The sequence below is a fragment of the Mycobacterium shigaense genome (assembly GCF_002356315.1).
GTDB lineage: Bacteria > Actinomycetota > Actinomycetes > Mycobacteriales > Mycobacteriaceae > Mycobacterium > Mycobacterium shigaense.
In genome coordinates this window covers 552260-579217 of record NZ_AP018164.1, presented here as the reverse complement: position 1 = coordinate 579217, position 26958 = coordinate 552260, and the positions used below count along the sequence as shown (strand labels likewise).

Below are 26958 nucleotides of genomic sequence, written 5' to 3'. Positions count from 1 at the left end.
CGTTGGACCTGATTGCGCAGGTCACCGTAGCGTCGAGCGCAGTATGACGCAGCAGACGTTTCCCTTGACACGCACCCGAACTCGCTGGTCCTCCGCGTCCACCGACGACCAGTTCGTGGTGGAGAACCCCGCCAACGGCCAGACCATCGCCGTCGTGCAAGGCGCCGGACCGGTCGAAGTCGACCAGGCGGTGCGCAAGGCCCACCTCGCCCACCTGCGCTGGAAATTGCGCCCGGCGCGGGAGCGCGGCGCCTACCTGCGCAGGATCGCCGAGGTCATCCGCGCGCACGCGGACGAAATCGCCGAGCTCGAATCGCTGGAAATGGGCAAGCCGATCACCCAGGCACGCACCTTCGACGTCGAAATGGCGATCTCGATCTTCGAGTATTTCGCGGGCGCGGTGGAGGCGCTGCCGAGCCAGGCCCGCGACTACGGTCCGGTGCTGGACGTCACCACGCTGGAACCCTACGGGGTGATCGCGGGCATCGTGCCGTTCAACTGGCCGCCCATCCACACCGCCGGCAAGGTCGCCCCGGCGCTGGCCGTCGGCAACGCCGTCGTGCTCAAACCGCCGGAACAGGCGCCGTCGGTGGTGCTTCGCATGGTCGAACTGATGCAGTCCGTGCTGCCCGAGCGCGTGGTGCACGCGGTGCCCGGGCGGGGCGACGTGGGCGCGGCGCTGGCCGGGCATCGACTGGTGGGCAAGGTCTCGTTCACCGGCTCCCCCAAGACCGGCGCGGCGGTGTTGCACACCGCGGCGAACAACCTCACGCCGGCGTTGATGGAGCTGGGCGGCAAGAACCCGCTGCTGGTGTTCGATGACGCGAATCTGCGCGAGGCACTACTGGCCGCCGTCGACGGCGACTTTTTCAACCAAGGCGAGGCCTGCACCGCTGCATCACGAATCCTGTTGCAGGACAAAGTCTATGAGGAATTCACCGAAAGGCTGTGCGCGGCGGTGACCCGGCTGCGGGTGGGCGATGGCGTCGACCCGCGCACCGACGTGGGGCCCTTGGTGACCCGCGGCCAACAGCAACAGGTCCTGAACTACCTCAAGATCGGCGTGGCCGAGGGCGCCCGCGTCGCGGCCCAGGCGCCCCTGCCCGACGATCCACGGTTAACCGCCGGCTTCTACGTCGCACCGACGGTGCTGACCGACGTGACCCCGCGCATGCGGGTGGCCCGCGAGGAGATCTTCGGCCCGGTGGTCACCGCGCTCCGGTTCGGCGACGATGACGAGGCGGTGCGAATCGCCAACAGCACCCCCTTCGGGCTCGTGGCCGCGGTGTACACCCGCAATAGCGACCGGGCGCTGCGCGTCAGCCGGCAGATCCGTGCCGGAGCCGTCTTCGTCAACAACTACCAGCGGATATCGGTCGGCACCGGGTTCGGCGGGGTCGGCCACAGCGGATTCGGGCGCGAACACGCCCAGGAGACGCTGGCGGAATACGGGTACACCAAGACAATCCGGTTGCCCGCACGGCCCGATGAGTTGGCTTACTGGTCGGCTGCCACCCGGGTGCTGGAGGGGTAACACCCGGATGCGGACGGTCGCGCTCGAAGAGCATTACGCCACAACGGCCTTCCTGGACGGGCCGGGCCGCTGGCTGACGGCCCGCGCGGGGGTGATCGAGCCGATCTCCGACCTCGGCGACGGTCGCATCGCGGCGATGGACGACGCGGGGGTCGACCTCGCGGTGCTCTCGCTGGCCGCTCCCGGTGTCGAGCAGTTGGACGGCCCGGAAGCTATTGCGCTGGCGCGTGATTGCAACAACGAGTTGGCGGCGGCGGTGGCGCGGTACCCCGGCCGGCTGGCCGGCTTCGCGACCGTGCCGATCAGCGCGCCCGACACCGCGGCCGACGAGCTGCAGCGGGCAATTCACGAACTCGGGTTCGTCGGCGCGGTCATCAACGGGCACAGCCAGGGTCGCTACCTGGACGACCCGCTTTTCGATCCGGTGCTCGGCCGCGCGGCGGCACTGAACGTTCCGATCTACCTGCATCCCACGATCCCACCCGCGGGCGTGATCGAGTCCAGCTACGCGGGCTTCTCGGACGAGGTCACCTTCGCGCTGGCGACGGTGGGCTGGGGCTGGCACATCAACACCGCCACGCATGTGTTGCGGCTGATTCTCGGCGGCGTGTTCGACCGCTACCCCGGGTTGCGAATCATCATTGGGCACATGGGCGAAGGGACGTCGTTCATGCTGCCGCGCTTCGACGCCACGCTGCGGCCCGAACTGACGGGACTGCGCCATCCCGTGAGCGCCTACCTGCGGCACAACCTGTACTACACCTTCGCCAACTTCAACGACGAGGCAACCTATGCCAACCTGGTCGCCCACGTCGGCATTGAGCGCGTGGCGTTTTCGGCCGACTACCCGTTCGGATCGATGAAGGCCGCCCGCGCCTTCCTGGACCACCTGCCGCTGTCCGACGACGACCGGGCCGCGATCAGCCACCGCAACGCCGAAAAGTTGCTCGGCCGGTAACACTTTACTATCGGCGCTATTTCAAAACCGCGTCGCGCCAGCAACTTCGGCCGGTAGCTGCGTACCCTGGCCCCTGGTATTCGGAGATTTGCGGGGAGCAACGCGTGCGGTTATCGCAGAATGCACGACGAGGTCTGGCCGGTGGTTCGCTGTTGCTCGCGCTGGCCAGCCCGGTGCTGGTTTCTGGCTGCAGCTCGAAAATCGACGGAAAGCCGATCGCCGCGCCGGGAGCCGGCCCGACCGAGCCCACCTTTCCGACGCCGCGGCCCAGCGCCACGGCGCTGCCCCCGACGACGCCCACCAACCCCAACCCGGCGCCCGTCGGGCCGACCACGCCGGCCGGCGCCATACCCCTGCCGCCGGACCAGAACGGGTACGTGTTCATCGAGACCAAGTCCGGCATCACCCGCTGCCAGATCAACAACGACACCGTCGGATGCGAGGCGCCCTTCACCAACTCCCCGATGCAGGACGGCGAGCACGCCAACGGCGTCAGCATCAGCGCGGGCGGCTCGGTGCAGTGGGTGCTGGGCAACCTGGGCGCCATCCCGGCCGTCACCATCGACTACAAGAAATACGGCGCACAGGGCTGGACCATCGACGCCACCGAGGCCGGCACCAGGTTCAGTAACGACCGCACCGGTCACGGCATGTTCGTCAGCGTCGAGAAGGTCACCACGTTCTAGGCGCTCGGGTTCAGTACGATCGGTGCCGTGCCACCCAACGGACCACCGGACGATTTCAACAACCAGGTGACCCGGCACGCCAATGCGGCTGGACCGCAACCACCCCCGCAAGAGCCGGAGCCTGCCCTGGAACCGCTCGGCGACGAGCCCGAACCCGCCCCGTGGTACCGCAGGCCCGCGGGGCTTCTCATCTGGGCCCTGTCCGTCCTGATCCTGGTCGCGCTGATCGTCTACGGGATCCTCCAGCTGGTGCACGACCAGGGCACCGGTACCACCCCCAGCACCACGTCGACGACCAGCCGCACGCCGACGACCACCACAACCTCAACCACGACCACGACCACGACCACCACGACACCACCGGCGACCAGCACCACGACGTCGACCAGCACCGAGGCCGTCGTGCCGTCGTCGGAACAGCCGACCCGCCAGCCGACCCAACAACAGCCCACACACCGGCATCACTGGCCGTCGTGGCTGCCCACGACCGTGCCGCAATTGCCCTAACGGTTTGGTTGCGATCAGGTCAACGTTTGGCTGCTGCTCGGTAGCCGCGGGGGTGGCTACCGAGCAGGTGGGACGGGCACCGATACGCTCAGCAACCATGGCAAGGCTCGCGCCGCCCGACTACGGCGTCACCGACCCGACCGCGTGGTCCGAGGAGTGCGAACCCGAGGAGCCGATTCCGGGTTGGCGCACGCCACTTGCGTTGGCCGGGTGGGGCATCCTCATCGCGGTCCTGGTCGCGCTGATCGTCTGGGGCATCATCCAACTCGCGCACGGAAGCGCGCCGCAGGAGCCGGCGATCACGATCACCACCCCGGCGACGACGCCGTCGTCCAGCGCCGCGCCGGTGCCCCCGCCCACCCAACGTCGGACGTTCCAGCAGACGACCCCGACCGCCACCACGGAGATTCCGGCCCCTTCGACCACGGCCGCCGACACCGTGCCGCCACTCACCACCGGCAGCCCCTCGTCGCCCGGGGCGTTCCCGCTGCCCCCGCTGCCGTCGGTGATCACGTTGCCGGCGCTGCCCGGCCTGCCCACCGAGATCACCTTGCCCCCGGGCCTGTAGCACTCCTCGCCCACCTAGACTCACGAGATCCACAGTCACCAGTAGGGGTATGCGAGATGAGCGAGTCGCTCGGGTTGTCGATCGGGGTGGCCAACCTGGTCGCAGCGCGCGCCGGCAGCAACCCGGTGGCCCGTCGGTCCGTGCTGACCCTCTTCGATGACCAGCCCTCCGAAGTCGGCCTGCCGGAAGAACATTCGAACCTGGCCGAATCCGGACTGCTGATACGGGGCTTCGTCGAACGGGTCGGGGACCGCACGCCGTTGGTGGCGTCCGACGGGACGAAGTACCTCGGTGACGCGCTGACGGTCGAGGCTCTGGAGGTGATGGCACGCACCGTCGGCTACGGCACGCCGATCACCATCGCGGTACCGGCGTATTGGTCCGACGAGCAGGCCGACGAGCTGCGCGAGGAGTTCTTTGCCCAACCCGGGCTGACGTCCGACGGTGCACCGCCGACGCTGATCTCCGATGCGACGGCCGCGCTCGAGGCGCTGCGCGCCGAGCCGGGCTTCCCCGCCGAGGGCGTCGTCGCGCTGTGCGACTTCGGTGCCGGCGGCACGACCGTGACGCTGGCCAACGCCGGATCGGCCGGTGCGCAGATCGGCCCGTCGGTGCGCTACACCGAATTCTCCGGCGACGCGATCGATCAGCTGATCCTGAACCACGTGCGCGACGACGTCGCGAGCCCCGACACCACCGGCGGCCTCGCCAGCACCACCCGGATGGGTTCGCTGGCCCGCGGGCTCGACCAGTGCCGGCGCGCCAAAGAGCGGCTGTCGACCGACGAGGTGGCCACCGTCGCTTTGGGCGCCGGTGAGGATGTCGAGGTGTCCCGCAACGACTTCGAGGAGCTCATCTCCGAGCCCCTGGACCGATTCCTCGCCACGGTAGAACAAGTGTTGCAGCGCAACGACATTCCGAGGGACAAACTGGCAGCGGTGGCGACCGTCGGCGGCGGCGCCGCGATTCCGCTGCTCGCCGGCCGGATTCCGGCAAGACTCGGTGTGCCGGTCCTCACTGCGGCCGCGCCGGCGCTGTGCGCCGCCGCCGGGGCGGCGCTGATCGGTGAGCAGCAGCCCCCGGCGAGCCCCGCAGCGGGTCCGGTCCTGGACAACCCGACGCAGCTGGCACGCGCCGCCCCACTCGACATGACCCAGGCCATCCCCGGTGCGCGGATCGAGGAGGAGCACCCGCTGGCCTGGTCGGAAGACCCCGAGGCCGACGAGCCGGTTCCCTACACCGGCCCGGAGCACAGCGGTCAATATGCCCGGGAGGCAATGGGTTTCGACGATCCGGAGGACAATCGCTACGCCGCCGAGGTGGGGCGCCTGCCGTGGTACAAGCGCACGGTGCTGGTGCTGAGCGTGGTCGGCGCGGCGGTGGCGCTGTTGCTGCTGGGCGTGGTGCTGGCACTGACTCTCGACCACCCGGAGACCCCACCAGCTCCCCCACCCACCCGGTCGACGCCGGCGCCGCCCCCGTTGCCCCCGCCATCGCCGCAAACCGTGACCGTCACCGACACGCCCACCGAGACCGTGACGACCGTGACGACCGCGCCGCCACCACCGTCGACGACCACCACCACCACGGAGGCGCCGGTGACGACGACACCGCCTCCCGTCACGACGACACAGCCGCCGGTGACCACGACCGTGCCTACGATCACCACCACCGAATCCCCGCCCACGCGAGACAGGCCCCGGTTGTTCCCGCGGTGGCGCTTCTAGCGCGGCTGGACGGTGAAGTCGGCGACCATCGCCTCGGCGCTGCGGACCGCGGCACGACAGGCGCGGGTGGTGAACGGGTCGTTGAGCGGATGCTCCGCGCGCCGCCGCCAGCGTTGCGCGGCGGCGAAGGCGGCGCGCGGGCCCTCGTGCGCCGCGGCGTCCGGATCGTCGACGCTCAAGCCCAGCCTGCTGGCCGGCAGGGTGCCTGAACCGCCGATGATACGGCGCAACGAGACGATCTCTTCCTCATTCAATGTCGTCGTGCGCGAATGTAATTGACTGAGAAGCCGGAGCTCCTCGAAGGCATGGGTGTCGGCGAGCAGGGGGGCGATGTCGGCGATCACGTACGGTGTCGCCACGATCGGAAACGCCTCGACGAACCTGCGTAACGACACCAGCGCCGTGTGCGCCTTGAGCATGTCGGAGCGCTGGGCGAACTGCTGGTCGATGACGTCGCGCAACGCCACCAGCCCGCTGCGCTCGAGCAGTTCGTCGGCCAGGGCCGCCGCATCGCCGACGCCGGCGACCAGCACGGCGATCGAAATCCGGAGGCCGAACATGCCGAACCGTTCGAGGAGATCGGCGCGGGTCGCCGCGTCCACCGGTAGCCGATCGTTGGTGCGCGCGAAGCGATCCGCGCTGAGCAGGGCCTTGCCGAGTTCGGCGGGGTCGGAGCCGGCGAGTTTTTGCAACGCCATGAACTCGCCTTGGCGCAACGTGCGCGCGGTCAACGCCAGCAATCCGGATACCGGCACCACCGCTTGGCAGATGCCGGTCTGATTCATCTCACTGGTGAACCGCTTTGCCACGTCGGCCGCCGACAGCATCGCATCGATGCGCCCGGCGCCGATCTCGTCGGCCCGCGAGGCCACCCCGATGATGCCCAGCGCGCCCGCCGACCCGCCGACGAGCTGGCCGATCTGTTTGAGCAGCGCGATGTCGGCGGCGTTGAGCGTGCGCAGCAGGAACACCACCGCGTCCACGCGCGGCACGCCATCGCCGGGCACCAGCAGGCGCAGGGTGCGCTCGGACGCATCGCGCGTCAGCGACGACGTCCCGGGCGTGTCGATGAGCGTGGCGTCCACAAGCTCCTCGGCGGGCCACTGGACGTCCAGATCGGCCACGTCGGCCGGATCGAGCGCCCGCAAGTCGAAGGACAGTCCGCCGTCATGGCTGATCGGAACGTTGGAATGCCTTCCGCCCCAATGGTTTGCGGTGACCCGCGGAGTCGGCCCGTGGCGAAACCAGGTCACGATCCGGGTGGCCTCGGTGGCATCCGTGGGGGCGATGTCCTGGCCCACCAACGCATTGACCAGGGTGGACTTTCCGGCCTTGAGCGTGCCGGCCAGCGCGATGCGGACGGGCTCGTTGAGACGGGCGCCGATGCGGTCCAGCTCGTAGAAGACTTCGGGCCGCTGCCGGAACGCCGGCTCCCCTCGATAGGCCTCGATGGTCCCGCCCAGGATTGCGCGGACCCGATCGCTTGTGCTCACACCCGTCCTACGGTCACCTTCGGCGTCAGTTTGTCCACATTGTCGGTGACCTGGTTCAGGATATTCAACTGCCGCTCGAGTTCGCGGACCGTGTTGTCGCGTTCGGCCTCTTCGACGTGCGCCGCGGCGACGGTGGATTGCAGCGATTCGTTGAGCGACCGGGTGATTTCGTTGGCGATGCCGCGGTAGTGGTCGCGCAGGGCGCGGTGGATCAGCTTGAGCCGGTCCCGAGATTCCTTGCCCACCACGAAGGACACGTCGTCGACGAAACGCCGCACGTTGGTCTTCGCCTCCGCGCGCGCCCGCAGCAACCGGTTCTCCTTGTCCTCCTTGTAGGCCATCCGGCCAAGCAGCAGTCCCGCCCCCACCGACAGCGGGTTGAACAGGCCGAGCCCGGCCACCGAGGAGAGCATGCCGATCATCACCACGCCGCCGTACGAACCGCGCAGGCCGGTCACCACTTTCTGTCCCTTGCCGGCCGGCTTGGCGTCCAGCTGGGCCAGTGAGTTGAGACCGCCGAAATCGCCGCCCATCTCGTGCGGGCTCAGCGCGGGCAGTACCACCGAATCCAGACCCGCGTCGGCGAAGGAGTTCGCGACGTCGTCCGCGAGCGCCTCGGCACGTTGGTAGGCCCACACGAAATTGTCGCCGACGGCGGTAGCGACCGCGTCTTCCACGTCGGCACCGATCTCGGCCCAGTGCCGCGTCGGGTCACAGGAATCGATCTGGCGCTCGATGTCCTCGGTCAGCGACCGGAACCGGGCCCGCATGTCATGGTCGACGTCGGTGCTCAGGTCGGTGAACCCGTCGTTGAGCACCTGCTGCCACAACGCGGTCTGCTCCAGCGCGCCCAGCGCTTCGCGCTTGCGCCGCTCCAGGTCGTCGGTGATCCGGTCACGCAGCCCCGGATCGTTGACAACCGCCAGCTCGGAGCCCACCGACATCGTCAATTGCTCTGCCGCCGAACGTATTTCACCAAGCACCATGTCGCGGACTCGATCGGTCTCGCGCGACAGCACCCGCTCGCTGAGGAATTTGACGATCGCCGGGAAATTGGATTCCTCGTTGAGCTCTTGGTCGTTGCTGGAGACGGCGTAGCTGCGCAGCAGCGACGAGACCGCCACGATGGGAATCGACACCCCCGGCGCGCTGCAGGTATCCGGCGTTGGCGTCGACGACGTCGCGCCAATGCGCATACAGGTCGGTCTTGGTGGCCGCCAGCACCGACACCGGGCAGATCCGGTGTGCCTGCCGCAGGAACCACATCTCGGGTTCGGTCAGCTCCTGGCTGGTGTCGCTGACCATGATCAGCGCGTCGGCGTCGGGCAGCAGTCCCAGCGTCGCCGACAGGTGCGGCTGCCCGTGGCCGCCGACGCCGGGGGTGTCGATGAACGCCAGCCCGCCCTGCAGAAGCGGGCTGGGCGCGCCGATTTCGACGCGCAGCACCTCCCGGCCGCCGGCCTGCGGCGCCCCGCGCAGATCGGTGTTGATGTCGTCGATCGGGATGTCGACGGCGACGGTCTCGCCGTCGGGTCCGGACGCGACCACCAGCCGCGCCGACGGCGGGTCGCCGTAGCCGACGACCGTGACCACCACGGTGGCCTCGTCGTCGCCCACCCGGGCGACCGGCAGGTTCAGCAGCGAGTTGAGCAGTTGACTCTTGCCCTGCTTGAGCTGGCCGGCGATCACCACCCGGATCTGCGGATCGGTGATGCGCCGGCGGGCCCGAGCCAGTCGCTGCGCAAGGTCGTCGCGATCGTTGAGCTCGGCGATCGCGACCGTGTGGTCGATCAGCTCGACGATCACACCGACCCGTCGCGGATCCTGGGGCTGAGTCACCGTGCTACTCCACTTCTCGCGGCGATGTGATCACGGTAGGCGCTCAGCGGATCCATCTCACCCATGCGGGCCGGCGTGCACCGGCGCGGGCGCGTGCGGCGTGCCCTCGAACACCGACGGGCTGTGCGACGCCGGGGCGGGCGCGTGCTCGACCGGGGCCGGCGCGTGTTGAACCGGCGCGGGCGAATGCTGCACCGGCGCCGGTGCGTGCTCGACCGGGGCCGGCGAATGCACCTGCGGCTGCTGGATTACGGGTGTGCCGCCGCCGTGGTTGACGGGTCCGGGGCTCGACGGGATACCTGCGTGGCCGCCGACGGTGCCGCCGGCACCGGCCCCGCCCTGGATGACCGGGCCCGCGCCGCCCAGGGCACCCGGGCTGTGCGGGGCGGTGACTCCCGCACCACCGCCGACCGTGCCGCCGCCGCCGAGGGCCGCGCTCTCTTGGCCGAGGATGCCGCCGCCGTGAACTCCGCCGCCCGCGCCGGCACCCAGAGAACCACCGGCGGCCTGCCCGCCCGGCCCGACTCCGCCGGCGGCACCGCCACCGGCGTGACCGCCCAGTCCGGCCCCGCCCGCCAGGGCCGGGGTGCCGGATTGGGCCGTGGCGTGGCCGCCGAACGCGGTGTTGCCACCAACCGAGGCGATGCCGCGTTCACCCCCGAGGCCCAGGCCAGCGCCGCCCGCGGCACCGACGCCGGCTTGACCGCCGACACCGACACCGCCTAGCGGCCCCGCCACATGCGGGGTGGCGGCGCCGTTCAGCGCGGCACCTTCGCTAGCGATCAACCCCACCTGACCGCTCGCGCTGGCACCCAGCGCCGCATTGCCGCCAGCGAGCCCGCCGACATTGCCGGCAGAACCCGCACCCAGGGCCGCCTGGCCGCCAAGACCGGCAGCGCCATTCACGCCACCGAGTCCGGCGCCGCCAACGAAGCCGACGCGCTCACCAACACCAAAGCCCGGCCGACCCCAACCGGGCCCACAATCGCCGGTGCCTGGGCCGCAACCGGGCCGGAATTCGCCCCAACCTGACCGGTACCCGTCCCAGCCTGGTCGCGGTTCACCCCAGCCCGGCCGCGGTTCCCCCCATCCCGGCCGGTGCCCGTACCAGCCGGGCCCGTAACCGGGACCGCAGTCACCGGTTCCTGGACCAAATGCTCCCCATCCCGGTTGCCAGCCGAACCCGGGTCCAACCGGTCCGAAGAACCCGCCCGCTCCGCCGTACAGGCCGGCATCGACGGCTCCGACGAGTCCGCCGGCCACATCACCCGCGATGGCATCGCCGGTACCGAGAACTGCGCCCACGCCATCCACGACGGGCCCGTAGCCCGCGTCGTATCCGCCGCCGTACCCGCCGTAGCCCGCGTCGTAGCCGGCATAGCCCTGGTCGAAGCCGTACTGGTCCGTGAGCACTTGCTGCAGACCGCCGATCGGGTCGCCGGGGCCGAGGTCCACGCCGGGCATCGCGCTGGCCACGGCGGACGAGAACTCGTCGGGCGCCACGTTGACCAGGCCGTTGTCGATCATGGCCTGGTTAGGGCCGGACACGAACGCCTGCGCGGCCGCCGGGTTGGTAAACAGGCCCAGGATGTACTGGATCAGCTCGTTCATGATCGGTTCCCTCCGAAATCTCCCGCGCCGGGCTGACCGGCGTCCGTTACCTACGCTATGGATCTCGCGGTCCCGTGGAATCGGGGCGCGATCCCCCAGCTGATCGGGACCTCCCCGGGATCGTCCGCGCCATCCGGTTAGGGGATTAGGGGATTTTCAGACCGTTCCTAGGGGTCCGTAACGCCCCCGGATGTGCGGCATTTGCGCACTTCAGCAGGTGATTCGGAAGATGGATTCAGCCGTGGATGCCGAAATCGTGGTGATCGGGGTCGGCGGGATGCGGGCGCGGGCCCGGGTGAGCCCAAATACCCGGATCGTCGGCCGGCAGCCCGCCGTGATGCACTGCGGGATCGGACACATCCGCGCCCGTAAGCAGCGGGGATGGCCCCTGCGACTCGAGGTCCAGCGGGTGCGGGTACCCCGCCGCCGGCGCAGGCGGCTGGGTGGGCGGTTGGCTGATCACCCCGCCCTGAGAAGGGTGCGGGTCGGTCGGCGCGGCGGGCACCTGCGGCGTGAATGCGTCGAGTGCGGCCGCGGCCGCACCGCTCGCCCACACGTTGCCGTGGTCGGCGACCGGCGCTCCCGCGCCGGCGATTCCGGAGCCGGACATCGACAGCGAATCGGACACCATCGGGATCAGATTGTTGACGTCGGCGCTGGTCACATTGGTAAGGTGAGCGTCGGCGATCGACTGCGCGGGGTTCGCGGCGTAGCGCGCCGCGGCATCGGGGTCGCGCACCAGCGCGATGACGAAATCGAGCAACGAGTTTGCCACCCGCACACCTCCTCGCGTCGCCGGTGCGGCCACGTCCGGGCCCCGCGCGAAGCCCCAGGCGACTATCACGATGCTATCGGCTGCGGCCGCCCGTGAGATCGGTGCGAAACCCACCGGACTCGCCGCGCCATTAGGGGATGCCCCATTAGGGGAACGGTAGCGTTACGGGGGTGGCGAGCCGCCCGATTTCCGAGCCGTCTGCCGAGGCGTTACCGGGCACTCGGGAGGCCGTCCGCGCGGTCGCGGCAATCCCGGCGAAAGTCCTGATCACCGGCGGTATCGGCACGGGCAAGAGCACCGCTCTGGCGGCCGCGCGCGAGGTACTGCGCGCGGCCGGGCTCACGGTCCTCGCACGTCCGCCCCGGGCGGGCGATCCCCCCGACGCGGCGGTGGCCGTCGACGACGCCCACCTGCTGAGCGAGCCCGACTTGCGCGCGCTGGCCGAGCGCGTCGCCGACGCCGGGGCGACCGTCGTGGTGGCCGCCGAGCCCCGGGAGCAGCTTCGGGACCTGGCCGTGGCCATCGAACGCGAGCGGCCGCGCATCGCGCTGGGTCCGCTGCCGGTCACCGGGCAACTCCGGGACTGCACCGGGGGCGTCCCGTTCCTGGTGCACGCGACCGCCGACGTGGCGACACCCCCGGCGCAGGCAGCGAGGTTCGCGCTGATCGAACGCCTGCGGCGGCTCGACGACCGCACGCTGGACACCCTGCTGCTGATGTCGCTCAGCCACGAGCTCGGCGCCGCCGACGTGGCCGCCGCGCTGGGCGTCTCGGCGACGCAGGCACACCAGTGGGTCGACCGAGCTCGCGCCGCGGGGCTCGCCGAGCCTTCACACGGCCCGGAATTCCTGCACCTGCTGCACGGGGCGCTCGCCCAGCTCGCCGGCAACGCCCACCACCGCGACGTCGAGACCGCGTTGGTGCGCTCACAGCTCGACCTCTCGGCCATGTCGCCCGGCCTCGCGCTGCGGCTCGCCGAACACGGCCTGCGCGACGAGCGGCTGGCCGGCATCCTCGCCGGACACGCCGCAGCCGCGGGCGGCGAGGATGCCCGGGCCGCGCGGCTGTACCGGGCCGCGGTCGATGCCGGCGCCGAAGGCCTGACCGCGCACCTCGCCGACGCCCTGGCGCTCGCCGGAGACTGCGCGGCCGCGGCGGCGTTGACCGACAGGCTGCTCGGCTCCAGCGATTTCGCGGAGCGCGCCGCCGCGGTGCGCGTCGCTGCCAGCGTCGCCGCCCACGACGGCGCCGCGAGCCAGGCCGCAGAATTGTTCGGCTGGCTGGGCCCGCACCCAGACGCGATCGTCGGCGCGGCCGCGGCCGTCACCTTCGCCGCGACCGGCGACCTGGCGGCCGCCCGCGCCGCCCTGGAGCCGGCGAACGCCGATCCGCCGACCACCGCCGCACGCACCTCGCGCGCTCTCGCCGAGGGCCTGCTGCTGACGATGGATCGGCCCTACCCGGCGGCAATGGCACGCCTCGGCCAGGCGATCGCGGCCGACCAGCCGATGCCGCACGCGCTCCCGGACAGCCCGGCCGCGCTGGTCACCCTGGCCGCGATCCACGCCGGCGATCCGGTCCGGGCCCGCAGCGTGATCGGCCGCGCCCTGCGGGCCCGCGGTGTCGCGCTCTTCGATGCCCGGCACATCCTGTTGTCCGGCTGGATCAAGATGCACGACGGGCAACTGCCGTCGGCCAGCGCGGACGCCGGCGCCGTCGGCACCGCCGACCTGCACCCGCGCGACGCGTTATGGGCGGCGGCGCTGCAGACCGCGATCGCGCGTCGCAGCGGCGACGCCGGCGCCCTACAGAAGTACTGGTACGCGGCCATGGACGTGCTCGCCGAGTACTCCATCGACCTGTGCGCGCTGCTGCCCCTGGGCGAGCTGTGGGTCGCAGGCGCCCGGATGCGGCGGGCCGACCAGCTGCGCCACCACCTGGACCACGCCTTCGGGTTGCTGGAATCGCTGGGCAGCCCGGCCTTGTGGTCGATACCGCTGCACTGGTCGGGGGTGCACGCGAGCATCCTGGCCAACTCGCCGGAATCCGTCGCGCCGCACGGGCAAGCCCTGGCCGCGGCGGCGGGTGATAGCAGCCTGGCGCGGGCGCTGTCCGCGGCCGGCCGGACCTGGCTGCGGGTGCTGGGCGACCAGGTCAACGACGACGAGGTCACCGCGGCGGCCCGGGCGCTGTCGCAGGTCGGACTCACCTCCGACGCGACCCGGCTGGCCGGTCAGGCCGCCCTGCAGACGTCGGACGGGCGGGTGTCGGGCGCCATGCTGCAACTGGCCCGCGATCTCAAGTTGGGGGCGGCGCCCGGCGACCTTCCCGTCGAGCCGCCCGGGGACGAGCCGCAGGGTGCCACGGCGGCGGCTTCGCACCAGCCGCCGGCCGGGTCGCCGCTGTCGGATCGCGAACGCGAAGTCGCCGAGCTGCTGCTGCTGGGCATGCCGTATCGGGACATCGGCGCGCAGCTGTTCATCTCGGCGAAGACCGTCGAGCACCACGTCGCCCGGATCCGGCGGCGGCTCGGGGCCGGGTCTCGATCGGAGATGCTGTCGATGCTGCGCGCCATGCTGGAGCCCGGCAGTTAGGGCAGCCTTTCTCGCGTCCTAAGCCGCACAGATGTCACTATGAGCAGGGCAAAGATCGAACGAATTTTCGTTCCGTGACGACGCATTGGGGAGAGACCTGCTGTGACCACGCAGACGCTCATCAGACTGGTGTTGGGGCTCGGCTTGACCGCGGTCGTGGTCTTGTTGGCACTGAAGCGGGTCTGGTGGCTGTACCGGCTGGTCATGTCCGGCCAGCCGGCAAGCGGACGGACCGACGACGTCGGCGCCCGGATTTGGGCGCAGGTCTCCGAGGTATTCGGTCAGCGCAAGCTGCTGAAGTGGTCGGTGCCCGGCCTCGCCCACTTCTTCACCATGTGGGGCTTCTTCATCCTCATCACGGTCTACATCGAGGCATACGGCACCCTGTTCCAGCCCAACTTCCACATCCCGATCGTCGGCCGCTGGGACGCGCTGGGTTTCCTGCAGGACTTCATCGCCCTGGCCGTGCTGGCCGGCATCATCACCTTCGCGATCATCCGGTTGCGCAGCGAGCCGAAGGAATACGGTCGCCAATCCCGCTTCTACGGTTCGCACACCGGTGGCGCCTGGCTGATCCTGTTCATGATCTCCCTGGTCATCATCAGCTTCGCGATCTTCCGCGGCGCGTCGGTGGTCACCGGAAACTTCCAGTACGGCAAAGGCGCGTTCTTCTCGCACGCCATGGGCGCGCTGATGCAGCCGCTGGGCACCACCGCCAACGAGTGGATCGAAACCTTCGCGCTGCTCGCCCACATCGCCGTGGCGCTGATCTTCCTGCTGATCGTGCTGCACTCCAAGCACCTGCACATCTTCCTGGCGCCCATCAACGTCACGTTCAAGCGGCTGCCCGACGGCCTGGGCCCGCTGCTGCCGGTCGAGTCCGGCGGTAAGCCGATCGATTTCGAAGATCCCGCCGACGACGCCGTGTTCGGCCGCGGCAAGATCGAGGACTTCAGCTGGAAGGGCATGCTCGACTTCGCCACCTGCACCGAGTGCGGGCGCTGCCAGTCGCAATGCCCCGCATGGAACACCGGCAAGCCGCTGTCGCCCAAGCTCGTCATCATGGACCTGCGCGACCACTGGATGGCCAAGGCGCCATACATCCTGGGCGACAAGGAAACTCCGCTGGAGAGCACCCCTGAGGGCGGGGTCGCCGAGGACTTGGCCGGCGAAAAGCACGCCGAGGAGCACCATGTGCCGGAGTCGGGCTTCGGCCGGATCACCGGGTCCGGGCCGGCCCAGGCGACCCGCCCGCTGGTCGGCACGGCCGAGCAGGGCGGCGTCATCGATCCCGACGTGCTGTGGTCCTGCGTGTCCTGCGGCGCCTGCGTGGAGCAGTGCCCGGTGGACATCGAACACGTCGACCACATCATCGATATGCGCCGCTACCAGGTGATGATGGAGTCGGAGTTCCCCACCGAGCTGTCCACGCTGTTCAAGAATCTGGAAACCAAGGGCAACCCGTGGGGGCAGAACGCGGCCGACCGAACCAACTGGATCAGTGAGGTCGACTTCGACGTCCCGGTCTACGGCGAGGACGTCGACAGCTTCGACGGCTTCGAGTACCTGTTCTGGGTGGGCTGCGCGGGCGCCTACGACGACAAAGCCAAGAAGACCACCAAGGCCGTTGCCGAACTGCTCGCCGTGGCCGGGGTGAAGTTCCTGGTGCTGGGCACCGGCGAATCCTGTAACGGCGACTCGGCCCGCCGCTCGGGCAACGAGTTCCTGTTCCAGCAACTGGCCGCCCAGGCCGTCGAGACGTTGGACGGGCTGTTCGAGGGCGTCGAGACCGTCGACCGCAAGATCGTGGTCAGCTGCCCGCACTGCTTCAACACGCTGGGCCGCGAATACCGGCAATTGGGCGCCAGCTACTCGGTGCTGCACCACACCCAGCTGCTGAACCGGCTGGTGCGCGACAAGAAGCTGGTGCCGGTCACGTCGGTCTCGCAGGACATCACCTACCACGACCCGTGTTACCTGGGCCGGCACAACAAGGTGTACGAGGCGCCGCGTGAGCTGATCGGCGCCACGGGGGCCAGGCTCACCGAGATGCCGCGACACGCCGAGCGCAGCTTCTGCTGCGGCGCTGGCGGCGCCCGGATGTGGATGGAAGAGCACATCGGCAAGCGGATCAACCACGAACGGGTGGACGAAGCGCTGGCCACCAACGCCGCGACCATCGCCACCGGCTGCCCGTTCTGCCGGGTGATGGTCACCGACGGCGTCAACGACCGGTCCGAGGAGGCCGGCCACACCGCCGAGGTGCTCGACGTGTCGCAGGTCCTGCTCGCGTCCCTCGACTACGACAAGGCGACGCTGCCCGAAAAGGGCGCGGCCGCAAAGGAAGCCGAACAGCGGGCCGCCAAGGCCGAAGAGGCCACGCCGAAGGCTGCGGTCGCGACGGCAACCGCGGAGGCACCCGTCGAGGCGGCCGCGGAAGAAGCCGAGGAGGCTCCCGCGCAGCCCGCGGCGACCGCCGCCCCCGTCAAGGGGCTGGGGATCGCCGGTGGCGCCAGGAAGCCGGGTGCCAAGAAGGCGGCCGAACCCGCCGCCGAGACCGCGGACGCCGGCGAAGCCAAGGCGCCGGCCGCGCCGGTGAAAGGCCTCGGCATCGCCGGCGGCGCCAAGCGGCCCGGCGCCAAGAAGGCGGCACCGGCAGCGCCCGCGCAGGCCCCCGCGACCGAGGCGGAGACACCGAAGACGGCCGGCGCACCGGCCACGCCCGCCGCGCCGGTCAAGGGGCTGGGCATCACCGCCGGGGCCAAGCGCCCCGGCGCCAAGAAGGCGACCCCCGCCGCGCCCGCAGCTAAGGCCGAAGCCCCCGCGGCCCCGTCCGCCGAGCAACCGGAAGCGAAACCGGAAGCCGAGGCGAAACCGGAGTCGAAGGAGCAATCCGGCGGCAACGGGGCCGCCGAGCAGCCGCCCGTGAAGGGCCTGGGGATCGCGCGCGGCGCGCGCCCGCCGGGCAAGCGTTGATCACAGATTGGGTTCTGTCAGCAAATCTCGCTGGACAACAGTGGCACCATAGGTGACGTGACCACTCACCAGCTGCCCGCGCACCTGACCGGCCATCACCGGCAGCGGACGTTCGCGCAGTCGTCCAAGCTTCAGGACGTTCTGTACGAGATCCGCGGCCCGGTGCACCAGCACGCCGCGCGCCTGGAGGCCGAGGGGCACCGCATCCTCAAACTGAACATCGGCAACCCGGCGCCGTTCGGCTTCGAGGCGCCCGACGTGATCATGCGCGACATGATCCAGGCGCTGCCCTATGCGCAGGGCTACTCGGACTCCCAGGGCATCCTGCCGGCCCGGCGAGCGGTGGTCACCCGCTACGAGCTGGTCGAGGGCTTCCCGCGATTCGACGTCGACGACGTCTACCTGGGCAACGGCGTCTCCGAGCTGATCACGATGACGCTGCAGGCACTGCTGGACAACGGCGATCAGGTCCTGATCCCCTCCCCGGACTACCCGCTGTGGACGGCATCGACCTCGCTGGCGGGCGGCACTCCGGTGCACTACCTGTGCGACGAGACGCAGGGTTGGCAGCCGGACATCGCCGATTTGGAATCCAAGATCACCGAGCGCACCAAGGCGCTGGTGGTGATCAACCCGAACAACCCCACCGGCGCCGTGTACAGCCGCGAAATCCTCACGCAAATGGTCGATCTGGCACGCAAGCATCAGCTGCTGCTGCTGGCCGACGAGATCTACGACAAGATCCTCTACGGCGAGGCCAAGCACATCAGCCTGGCGAGCCTGGCGCCCGACATGTTGTGTCTGACCTTCAACGGCCTGTCGAAGGCCTACCGCGTCGCCGGCTACCGCGCGGGCTGGCTGGCGATCACCGGCCCCAAGGACCACGCCGGCAGCTTCATCGAGGGCATCAACCTGCTGGCCAACATGCGGCTGTGCCCCAACGTCCCGGCGCAGCATGCGATCCAGGTGGCCCTGGGCGGCCATCAGAGCATTGAAGACCTGGTCCTGCCCGGCGGCCGGCTGCTCGAGCAGCGCGACATCGCCTGGACCAAGCTCAACGCGATTCCTGGGGTGTCCTGCGTCAAGCCGGACGGCGCGCTCTACGCCTTCCCGCGGTTGGATCCCGAGGTCTACGACATCGAGGACGACGAGCAGCTCGTCCTCGACCTGCTGCTACAGGAGAAGATTCTGGTCACCCAGGGCACCGGCTTCAACTGGCCCGCCCCGGACCACCTGCGCCTCGTGACGCTGCCCTGGGCGCGCGACCTGTCGGCCGCGATCGACCGGCTGGGCAACTTCCTGACCGGCTACCGACAGTAAGCGGCAAGGCTCCGCCTCTACGGTGGAGCGGGTGACCCACGCACACTCGCACAACTTGTCGTCCGGCCCGTCCCCGCTGGGACCGCTGCCCGCCAAGATCGTCGTCGGGCTGTTGGTCGCGATCGGGGTGGCCGTGATCGCCGGCGCGGCGCTGCTCTGGCCGAGCCGCCAGCACGTCGACATCCCGATGCCGTTGCAGAACGCCGTCGGCGGGGCCGTGAGCACCCAGCGCGGGCACGTGCTGTCCAGCGGGCTGGGCGACTGCGGCAGCCCGTCGGCCAACCAGGTGCTGACCAACGCGCCGCAGCCGGGCATGCCCGGCTCGGGACGATGCATCCTGACCCTGGTCGCGATCGACTCTGGGCCGAACGCCGGCGCGAACACATTGCTGGAGTCCTCCCCCGGACCCGGCCAGCCACATTTCGCGGTGGGCGACCACATCCGCGTCTCGCGGCAGGTCGACGCCGAGGGCGGCACGAGTTATGCGTTCTACGACTTCGAGCGTGGCTGGTCGCTGGTCGCGATCGCCATCGTGTTCGCCGTCGTGATCGTGGCCGTCGCCCGCTGGCGCGGGTTGCTGGCGCTGGTCGGCATCCTGGTGTCGTTCGCGGTGCTGGTGGTGTTCCTGCTGCCGGCCCTGCGCGAGGGCGCCCCAGCGGTCCCGGTGGCACTGGTGGCGTCGGCGGCGATCTTGTATGCGGTGATCTATCTGGCACACGGCGTCAGCCTGCGGACCAGCGCCGCCCTGCTCGGGACGTTGTCATCGCTGCTACTGGCAGCCCTCTTGTCTTGGACGGCAATCGAATTGACTCATCTCACCGGGCTCGCCGATGAGCAGAACTCCACGGTCAGCGCATACCTGGGCAGCGTGTCGATCAGCGGCCTGCTGCTGGCCGGCTTCATCATCGGCTCGCTCGGAGTGCTCAACGACGTGACCGTGACGCAGGCGTCGACCGTCTTCGAGCTGGCCCATGTCGGCGCCGACACGTCGCGGCGCGCCATCTTCGTCAGCGCGATCCGGGTCGGGCGCGACCACATCGCCAGCACCGTCTACACGCTGGTGCTGGCCTACGCGGGCAGTTCGCTGCCGCTGCTGTTGCTGTTCAGCGTCGCCAACCGCTCGCTGGGCGATGTGTTGATGAGCGAGAGCGTGGCCATCGAGATCGTCCGCTCGGCGGTGGGCGGCATCGGGTTGGCTCTGTCGGTGCCGTTGACGACGGGGATAGCCGCCGTGCTCGCCAAACCCGGCGGGGTCAGCCCCGTTCCAGCAGCTCCAGCAGATAGCCGCCATAGCCGGACTTGATCATGGTGTGCGCTCGGGCCTCGAGCTCCTCGTCGCTCACCCAGCCCTGCCGCCAGGCAACCTCTTCGGGCACACTGACTTTCAGGCCTTGCCGCCTCTCCAGGGTGCGGACGAAGTCGCTGGCATCGAGTAGCGAGTCGAACGTTCCGGTGTCCAGCCAGGCAGTACCGCGGGCCATCACCTCGACCGCCAGGCGCCCACGGTTGAGATAGATCCGGTTCACGTCGGTGATCTCGTATTCGCCGCGCGCCGAGGGCTTAAGGCCCTTGGCGACCTCGATCACGTCGTTGTCGTAGAAATAAAGACCGGGTACCGCGTAATTGGACTTCGGCGTCGCCGGCTTCTCCTCCAGCGACAGCGCCAGGCCGTCGGGGCTGAACTCGACGACACCGTAGGCCGACGGGTTGGCCACCCAGTACGCGAAAATAGCTCCGCCGCTGATGGATTGGAAGCGAAGAAGGCTGGTGCCAAGCCTGGGTCCGTAGAAGATGTTGTCCCCCAACACCAAAGCCACCGAGTCATTGGCGATGTGACGCTCCCCCAAGACGAAAGCCTGCGCCAGGCCGTTGGGGCTCTCCTGCTGGATATAGCTCAGGTTGATGCCGAATTGCGAGCCGTCGCCCAACAGTCGCGTGAAGCCGTCGGCGTCGTGCGGGGTGGTGATCACCAGGATGTCGCGAATGCCGGCCATCATCAGGGTGGACAGCGGGTAGTAGATCATCGGTTTGTCATAGACCGGCAACAACTGCTTGCTGATGCCCATGGTGATGGGATGCAGGCGGGTGCCCGACCCGCCGGCCAAGATGATTCCGCGCATGGGTGTGGCTCCTATGCCTAGGTGACGAGGTCGGCCTCGGTGAGTTCGGTGGCCGCCAGCGCCGACGCCAGATCCTCGTGCCGGAAGACGGAGGCGACGCGGTCGTGCACCACCCGGAACGCCAGCGCGGCCGTCCCGGGATCGTCGGAACCGCCCTTCTGCTCGACGACCACCACGCCGTCGTGCACGTACATCTGGCCGAGTTCGGCGGCCACCGGGTGGGAGGCGGCCCACCGGCGCAGCGCCTGGTGGCCTTGCTGGGCGCCGTGTGCATCGCTGATGTCGATGTCGTCGCTGGACAAGGCCTCCAAGGTCTCGATGTCAGCGGCGTTGAGCGCGTCGTGCCAAGCCAACACGGTGGCGATCTCCGATGTGGTCATGATCTGAAAGTTACCGTGTGACCCTTCCCAGCATGCCGTTTCCCCTGCGCTGGCTAGAGAGGCGTGCGATTCAGCCAGTTCTGCCATACGGCGTCGTCGCCGAACAGCTCGATGCCGGTGTCGCCGATGCCGGTGCGCCGCACCATCGCCAGCAACAGCTCGGTGGCGCCGCCGCGCAGCGCGACGCTGCCCTTGCCGTGCTCATGCGACCACGCGATGCGCCCCTGGTCCACGGCGATCGTCCATTCACCGGCAACACCGAGTCCGGCATCGGTGGCGTGCAGGTGCACGGTGTGGCCGTCGTCCAGCGGCAACGCTGCGCCGTCAGCGCCGGCCTGGACCGCGATCCGCTCCAGAAATTCGGTGATCCCGTCCGCGGCCACCTCGGGCGCGAGCGCGAAGTCGGCGCCGACGGCCAGCGCGGCGTCCGCGCGATGCACCGCAGTCTCGTGTAGCCGGCGCCGGATCCACCAGTTCGCCGGGCGGCCGCCGAGGAACGTCCACACCGGCGTTTCCGCCCCGGTCATCTCCACGGCGGCAACCAGCCGCTGCGCCCCGCCGTGCAACCAGGAGATAGCCTCGGCCCGGCCGGGCGGCGGTTTGCCCGCCTCGACGCTGCGGAATTCCAGGAACTCCTGGAGGCGGTCGCGCACGATCTGGGCCGCCCATCGATCGCCGCGGCCGACATGACGAAACAGCTGATCGAGGCTCCAGCCCGGGCATGTCGGGACCGGGGTGGCGTCGTCGGCGTCGTGGAAAAGCTCGGAAAAGGCGTGGTTTTCGGCGAGGAAGGCGGCCGCGTAGTCCACGCGCTCAGGCTACCCCGCCGGGGTGCTACGGCCGCCGGGCCCCGAGCCGGAACACCTTCCAGCCGGCCTGCTTCCAGCGTTCGGCATCCAGGCAGTTGCGGCCGTCGACCACGATCCGGGCCCGCACCCCGTCGGCGAGCTCGTCGGGGTCGAGTTCGGTGAACTCGGTCCACTCGGTGAGCACCAGGACGGCGTCGGCCCCCTGGCACGCCTCGGTCACCGAGACGGCGTAGTTCAGGGTCGGAAAGAGCCGGCGGGCGTTTTCCAACGCCTTCGGGTCGTAGACGTTGACCGCGGCGCCGTTGAGCTGCAGCTGGCCGGCGACGTTGAGTGCGGGAGAGTCACGCACGTCGTCGGATTCGGGTTTGAAGGCGGCACCGAGCACGGCGATGTTGGCGCCCAGCAGCGAGCCGCCGCAGGCGGTGGTGGCCAGTTCGACCATCTTGGTGCGCCGGCGCATGTTGATGCTGTCCACCTCGCGCAGGAAGGTCAGCGCCTGGTTGGCCCCGAGCTCGCCGGCGCGGGCCATGAACGCGCGGATGTCCTTGGGCAGGCAGCCGCCGCCGAAACCCAAACCGGCGTTGAGGAATTTGCGTCCGATCCGCGGGTCATAGCCCAACGCGTCGGCCAGCAGGGTGACGTCGGCGTCCGCGGCCTCGCAGACCTCGGAGATGGCGTTGATGAACGAAATCTTAGTCGCCAGAAAGGCATTAGCCGAAACCTTGACCAACTCGGCGGTCTGCAGGTCGGTCACCAGCAGCGGCGCGCCGGCGTCGAGCAGGGGCGCGTACAGCTCGCGGACCACGGCCTCGGCGTGCTGCGAATCATCTTGCACGCCAAGCACAATGCGGTCGGGATGCAAGGTGTCGTGCACCGCGTAACCCTCGCGCAGAAACTCCGGATTCCACGCGATTTCGACGTCGACTCCCGCGGGCGCCAGCGCGGCCGCCCGCTGCCGAAGCTCCGCCGAGGCCCCTACCGGCACCGTCGATTTGCCAACCAGCACCGCCGATCTGGACAACCTTGGCACCAGACTGTCGATGACGGCGTGCACGTGCGACAGGTCGGCGCCGTACTCGCCCTTCTTCTGCGGCGTGCCCACGCCCAGAAAATGCACGTCGGCGAAGTCGGCCGCCATGGCGTAGTCAGTGGTGAACCGCAGCCGGCCGGCAGCCAGGTTGTCGGTCAGCAGCGTACGCAGGCCGGGTTCGTAGAACGGGATGTCGCCCGCGGCTAGCTTGGCGACCTTGCCCGGGTCGATGTCGACCCCGACGACCTCGTGTCCCAGTTCGGCCATACCGACCGCATGCGTGGCGCCCAGGTAACCGGTGCCGAAGACGGTGCATCGCATACAACTGGTGTAGGGGGCCGCGGTGAGCTAACTGCATCGCGGCGCTGAGCGGGAGGCAAACGGGAGGTGACCAGGTGACCCCGATGCCGCCACTGCGTTAGCGGTGGCCAAACCCTCCGTGACCGCCGCCCCCGAAGGGCCCGCCGAAGCCGCCGTGGCCGCCGCCGAACGGTCCGCCACCCCCACCGATCGGTCCCGCACCGCCGCCGGGGTGTCCGCCGCCGGGGAAGCCACCGCGGCCGGGGCCACCCGGACCGCCACCACCGGGCCCGAAGGGGGCCCCGGGCGCGCCGATGATCGGCGGGATGGGCAGCGGGATCGGCACCGGAATCGGCGCCGCCACCGGGGGCGGGGCCGGAGCGGGCGCCGCGGGAAGCGGGGCAGGCGCGTCGGGAACAGGCACGGGCGCCGCGACGGGTGCCGGCGCCGCGGGAACGGGCACGGGCGCAGGAGCCGGCGCAGCAGCCGGCGCCGGGGCGGGTGCGGCAGCGGGCGCGGGAGCCGCGGGCGCGGGGACCCCTTGCGCGGGTGCGACGACGTTCTGGCCCGGGACGGGACGGACCCCGGCCGTTGGCCGGATCGCGATCGCCAGCGAGACGACGAGCGCGGCCACCCCCACGATGAAGATCCCGGCCAGGGCGCTTCCGACCAGGCCGAACGACTTGCGCTCCCGGCGGTCGGTGTTGACCAGCTCGGTCGCGGCAGTCTGCGCACCCGTGTACGGGTCGGCGAAGTCGTCGCCGACCGCGCTGTAAGCGAGGGCGGCGTCACCCGCCTGCGGGGTGTCGAAGTAGCCCGGGGCGACGGCGAACGGGTCGATCGCTCCGGTGCCCGGGTCCTGGGCGTAGGCGCGCGCCGCCGTCGACGACACGAACAGCGGCGCATTTGCCGAGGCCAGGGCCGCTCCGCGGGCGAGCGCGGTTTCCGGCTCCCCGGGCACCGTAACCGGCAGCGTTGTCGCCGCCTCGAGGGCCGGCTTGATCAGCGGGACATCGATGCCGGAGCCGACAACGAAGACGGCGTCGGGGCGCGTCTGTAACTTCTCGGCTTCGGAGATCATCAAGGTCAGCTGCGCCACCGCCGCCTCGTCGTCCTCCGGCAGGGCCTGACGATGAACGTCGGCGATGGAACCGTCGGAGGTGTCGACCACCGCGAGCGTGGCGGTGTCGGGCTCGATGAACAACAGCGCCGTCTGCGCGTAGTTCGTCTGGCTGCCGACGGTCTGGGCCAACGCGGCCGCGGCCAGGAAGGCCGAGACCAGCATCACGTTCTCGACCTTGTGCGCGGCCAGCGCATCGCGCAGCGCGGCGGCTTCGATGGGGTCCGTCCATGTGACTCCGGTCGAGGTCAGCTGATAGCCGCCCTGGGCCGCACCCTCCTGGGTGCCCAGAATTGCGGAGACCACCTGGTCGGCGGCAGATAGCGTTGCCGCATCGTCGTCGGAGGCAACGTCGAAGTTGTCTTCGTCGACGGTGGCGCCGTCACCATTCTCGCCTTCGACCAGCACCATCCTGACCGCTGTCGGTGCCATCGAAACACCAAGTACGGTGTCCAAAGCTCCTCCCTCAATCGTTTGCTAGCCAGTGATATCGGAAGCGTCTTCGTCGCAAACGCCAGCCCTAGACCGGACCATTCGAATACCCCCCGTATTCCCCTATTTTTCAATTTTAAGCCCGCCACCCTGCTCGTTCCGGGCTGCGACAACGCACGCTAGCGATGCCCGAAGCCACCAGAGCCGTGGCCACCGCCGAAGGGCAGATGCCCGCCGCCGAGGCCGCCGAGGCCGCCGCCGGCGTGACCGCCACCGAAGCCGCCCAACCCGCCGCCGCCGCCGAACGGACCGCTGGGCGCGCCGCCGCCGCCGAAGGGGCCGCCGCCGCGCGGACCGCCGCCGCCAAACGGACCGCCGTGGCCACCGCCGAGCGGGGGCGGACTGCCCGGCTCACCACCGAGCGGGCCGCCACCGAGTAGTCCGCCGCCGACGGGTCCGCCATGACCACCGCCGAGCGGGGGCGGAGTGCCCGGCTCACCGCCGAGACCACCGCCGAACGGCCCGCCACCGAGGGGCCCGCCGCCGTGACCACTCCCGAGTGACGGCGGGCTGCCCGGCCCACCGCCGAGACCACCGGGGCTGCTACCCGGAAAATGGCCTAGCCCAACGCCATTGGGACCGCCTGGCTCCGCGCCGGGAGGCAGCGTGTGGCCCTCACCCTGGCTGGGGTTGGGCGGCAGGCCCTGCATCGGGGGAAGCTGGTGCGGAGGCTCGGTCACGACGTGTTGCAGCGGCGAGAGCACCGGCGGGGCCTCGATCACCGGCGGTCGCAGCACCGGCGGGGCCTCGATCACCGGCGGTCGCAGCACCGGACCCGGAACCGGCAAACGAACGGGCACCGGAATCGGCACGATCGGCGGGGCCGCGACCGGCACCGGTGGAGCCGCGGGCAACGGAGGCGCTGCGGGAGCCGGGGCCGCGGGCAACGCTGCGAGGACCGGCGGCTTCGGTGCCGCCACCGGGGCTGGCAGATTGATCTTCTGCGCCGGGGCCGACGCCTCGATTCGAGGAGGCGCCGGGGCCTGTTGGGTTGGGACGATGAGACTTTGGCTCGGGCTGGGCTGCAACGCGACCGTCGTGCGGATGCCGATCGCCAGCGCAATCTCGAGCGCCACCACCGCGCTGATGGCGACCACCGCGAGCCCGCTGCCGACCAGCAGGACGGGCCGGCGCCGTTGACTCTCGTCCGAACCGAACCCGTCGGAGGTGTCGATGACAACGGTCGGGGCGTCGGCGTCCTCATCCAACACCAGGCTGTAGGCCAGCTCATCAGCCGAATCATCGTGTTTTGCAAAGGGATTGACGAAATATTCGGGCATGACATAGGGGCTGACCGAGCCGGTGCCGGGGTCTTGCGCGTAGGCCAGCGCCGCCGTCGACGAGGCAAACAACGGCGCGTTGGCTGAAGCCAGGGCGGCACCGAGCGCCAGCGCCGTCGCCGGCTCTTCGGCGGCATTCACTTGAAGCGAACTCGCCGACGCCAGTGCCGGAATGATCGGGGCGACATCGACACCCGAGCCGAGGACGAATACGCCCCCGGGAGCCCAAGCCTGCTCCTCCAGCCAGTAGACCATCCCGGTGAGCTGTGCGATGGCTTCGTCGTAGGACTCCGCTTCGATGCGTTCCTTGTAAAGGTCGACTATGGAGCCGTCGGAGGTCTCGACCACCGCCAGAGTCGCGGTCTCCGGTTCCACGAAGAGCACCGCGGTGCGCTCATAACCCATTGCGCCACCGACGAATTGGCCTAATGCGGTGGCAGCCAGGAACGACGAGACCAGCATCACGTTGTCGAGCCGGTGGGCAGACAGGGCGTCGCGCAAGACGGCAGCCTGGACCTGGTCGGTCCACGTCACCCCGATAGAAGCCACGTCGAACCCCGCCTCGGCCGCGCCCTCGCGAGTACCCAGGATGGCGGAGATGACCTGATCCGGCAGCGCCGTCGGGTCGGAGTCTGCGGCGGCGGTGACTGCGAACTCGTCCTCTTCTATCAAAGCGCCATCGGCGTTTTCGCCTTCGACCAGAACCATCTGGACCGAGGCCGGTGCCATCGACACCCCGAGCACGGTATGCAAACCAACCCCTCCTAAGGCGGTGCGAGCCGAGCGATGCTCCGGCGGAGGAGGAAATCTTTTGACTAACTAATCATTGCGCATCGAGG

Annotated in this window: 19 protein-coding genes and 1 pseudogene; 10 read left to right on the top strand and 10 right to left on the bottom strand. The window is 69.9% G+C overall.

All coding sequences use genetic code 11. The features are described from left to right. Positions 1 to 43: 43 nt before the first annotated feature. From MSG_RS02715 to MSG_RS02690, 6 genes are all read left to right on the top strand, one after another. Entirely contained in the window at positions 44 to 1534 is a 1491-nt protein-coding gene (locus tag MSG_RS02715; protein ID WP_096436873.1) for an aldehyde dehydrogenase family protein, read from the top strand. Positions 1535 to 1541: 7 nt separating this feature from the next. Then, positions 1542 to 2492 carry an amidohydrolase family protein gene (locus MSG_RS02710; protein ID WP_096436871.1) on the top strand — a complete coding sequence of 317 codons (951 nt, stop codon included), beginning with the start codon at positions 1542 to 1544 and terminating at the stop codon, positions 2490 to 2492. Positions 2493 to 2596: 104 nt separating this feature from the next. Beyond that, complete coding sequence (locus tag MSG_RS02705; protein WP_096436869.1) at positions 2597 to 3178, top strand: hypothetical protein; 582 nt, start codon at positions 2597 to 2599, stop codon at positions 3176 to 3178. A gap of 27 nt (positions 3179 to 3205) precedes the next feature. Next, positions 3206 to 3685, top strand: coding sequence for a hypothetical protein (locus MSG_RS25070; RefSeq protein WP_096436867.1), 480 nt, complete (start codon positions 3206 to 3208; stop codon positions 3683 to 3685). A gap of 97 nt (positions 3686 to 3782) precedes the next feature. Further along, a complete protein-coding gene (locus tag MSG_RS02695; protein ID WP_096436865.1) occupies positions 3783 to 4253 on the top strand; it encodes a superantigen-like protein SSL4 in 471 nt (156 codons plus the stop codon). 56 nt (positions 4254 to 4309) lie between these two features. After that, positions 4310 to 5980 (top strand): Hsp70 family protein, encoded by a 1671-nt coding sequence (locus tag MSG_RS02690; RefSeq protein ID WP_096436863.1) that lies wholly within the window; start codon positions 4310 to 4312, stop codon positions 5978 to 5980. Here the strand turns inward: MSG_RS02690 and iniC are convergent. The 4 genes and pseudogenes from iniC to MSG_RS02670 form a co-directional block, all read right to left on the bottom strand. Further along, complete coding sequence (iniC, locus tag MSG_RS02685; RefSeq protein WP_096436861.1) at positions 5977 to 7473, bottom strand: isoniazid-induced dynamin-like GTPase IniC; 1497 nt, start codon at positions 7471 to 7473, stop codon at positions 5977 to 5979. The genes MSG_RS02690 and iniC overlap by 4 nt on opposite strands. Continuing rightward, positions 7470 to 9312: pseudogene (locus tag MSG_RS02680) on the bottom strand (dynamin family protein). Before MSG_RS02680 ends, iniC begins: the two are co-directional and overlap by 4 nt. Before the next feature lie 57 nt (positions 9313 to 9369). Beyond that, positions 9370 to 10923, bottom strand: coding sequence for an IniB N-terminal domain-containing protein (locus MSG_RS02675; protein ID WP_096436859.1), 1554 nt, complete (start codon positions 10921 to 10923; stop codon positions 9370 to 9372). Between the two features lie 235 nt (positions 10924 to 11158). Beyond that, a complete protein-coding gene (locus tag MSG_RS02670) occupies positions 11159 to 11698 on the bottom strand; it encodes an Rv0340 family IniB-related protein (protein ID WP_096443973.1) in 540 nt (179 codons plus the stop codon). Positions 11699 to 11883: 185 nt separating this feature from the next. Between MSG_RS02670 and iniR the strand changes: the two genes are divergently transcribed. From iniR to MSG_RS02650, 4 genes are all read left to right on the top strand, one after another. Beyond that, on the top strand, positions 11884 to 14292 hold the full coding sequence (iniR, locus tag MSG_RS02665) for an isoniazid response ATPase/transcriptional regulator IniR (RefSeq protein WP_096443972.1): 2409 nt from the start codon (positions 11884 to 11886) through the stop codon (positions 14290 to 14292). Positions 14293 to 14394: 102 nt separating this feature from the next. Next, on the top strand, positions 14395 to 17268 hold the full coding sequence (locus tag MSG_RS02660) for a (Fe-S)-binding protein (RefSeq protein WP_096436857.1): 2874 nt from the start codon (positions 14395 to 14397) through the stop codon (positions 17266 to 17268). A 30-nt stretch (positions 17269 to 17298) separates the two neighbouring features. Further along, the gene (locus MSG_RS02655) at positions 17299 to 18588 is read left to right on the top strand and encodes a pyridoxal phosphate-dependent aminotransferase (RefSeq protein WP_096436855.1); all 1290 of its coding nucleotides are present in this window, start codon (positions 17299 to 17301) and stop codon (positions 18586 to 18588) included. Positions 18589 to 18619: 31 nt separating this feature from the next. Then, complete coding sequence (locus MSG_RS02650) at positions 18620 to 19891, top strand: YibE/F family protein (protein WP_096443970.1); 1272 nt, start codon at positions 18620 to 18622, stop codon at positions 19889 to 19891. Here the strand turns inward: MSG_RS02650 and rfbA are convergent. The 6 genes from rfbA to MSG_RS25285 all read right to left on the bottom strand — a co-directional run bounded on the left by rfbA (position 19842) and on the right by MSG_RS25285 (position 26854). Next, positions 19842 to 20708: a glucose-1-phosphate thymidylyltransferase RfbA gene (gene rfbA / locus MSG_RS02645; protein WP_096436853.1), complete on the bottom strand. Its 867-nt coding sequence runs from the start codon at positions 20706 to 20708 to the stop codon at positions 19842 to 19844. The genes MSG_RS02650 and rfbA overlap by 50 nt on opposite strands. A gap of 17 nt (positions 20709 to 20725) precedes the next feature. Next, positions 20726 to 21088, bottom strand: a complete 363-nt coding sequence (locus MSG_RS02640) for a nuclear transport factor 2 family protein (RefSeq protein ID WP_096436851.1) — start codon at positions 21086 to 21088, stop codon at positions 20726 to 20728. Between the two features lie 53 nt (positions 21089 to 21141). Then, entirely contained in the window at positions 21142 to 21897 is a 756-nt protein-coding gene (locus MSG_RS02635) for a maleylpyruvate isomerase family mycothiol-dependent enzyme (protein WP_096436849.1), read from the bottom strand. A 25-nt stretch (positions 21898 to 21922) separates the two neighbouring features. After that, positions 21923 to 23248: a UDP-glucose dehydrogenase family protein gene (locus MSG_RS02630; RefSeq protein ID WP_096436847.1), complete on the bottom strand. Its 1326-nt coding sequence runs from the start codon at positions 23246 to 23248 to the stop codon at positions 21923 to 21925. 97 nt (positions 23249 to 23345) lie between these two features. After that, positions 23346 to 24803 (bottom strand): DUF7159 family protein, encoded by a 1458-nt coding sequence (locus tag MSG_RS02625; RefSeq protein WP_441338205.1) that lies wholly within the window; start codon positions 24801 to 24803, stop codon positions 23346 to 23348. A gap of 155 nt (positions 24804 to 24958) precedes the next feature. After that, entirely contained in the window at positions 24959 to 26854 is a 1896-nt protein-coding gene (locus MSG_RS25285) for a DUF7159 family protein (protein WP_181159122.1), read from the bottom strand. Positions 26855 to 26958 lie beyond the last annotated feature (104 nt).